The sequence below is a fragment of the Duganella sp. GW822-FHT06D06 genome, from assembly GCF_058799615.1.
This window is the reverse complement of record NZ_JBXALQ010000066.1, coordinates 1-628: the sequence shown is the minus strand read 5'-3', so window position 1 is coordinate 628 and position 628 is coordinate 1. Positions and strand designations below refer to the sequence as shown.

1 rRNA gene is annotated in these 628 nt (G+C 51.9%); it reads left to right on the top strand.

The features are described from left to right. Positions 1-628: ribosomal RNA gene (locus tag AC1RMD_RS31210) — 16S ribosomal RNA — on the top strand; the annotation flags it as partial.

Genomic DNA, 628 nt, shown 5'->3' with positions numbered 1-628 from the left:
GCAAGCCTGATCCAGCAATGCCGCGTGAGTGAAGAAGGCCTTCGGGTTGTAAAGCTCTTTTGTCAGGGAAGAAACGGTCTGTTCTAATACAGTGGGCTAATGACGGTACCTGAAGAATAAGCACCGGCTAACTACGTGCCAGCAGCCGCGGTAATACGTAGGGTGCAAGCGTTAATCGGAATTACTGGGCGTAAAGCGTGCGCAGGCGGTTTTGTAAGTTTGTCGTGAAATCCCCGGGCTCAACCTGGGAATGGCGATGAAGACTGCAAGGCTAGAGTTTGGCAGAGGGGGGTAGAATTCCACGTGTAGCAGTGAAATGCGTAGATATGTGGAGGAACACCGATGGCGAAGGCAGCCCCCTGGGTCAAAACTGACGCTCATGCACGAAAGCGTGGGGAGCAAACAGGATTAGATACCCTGGTAGTCCACGCCCTAAACGATGTCTACTAGTTGTCGGGTCTTAATTGACTTGGTAACGCAGCTAACGCGTGAAGTAGACCGCCTGGGGAGTACGGTCGCAAGATTAAAACTCAAAGGAATTGACGGGGACCCGCACAAGCGGTGGATGATGTGGATTAATTCGATGCAACGCGAAAAACCTTACCTACCCTTGACATGGCTGGAATCC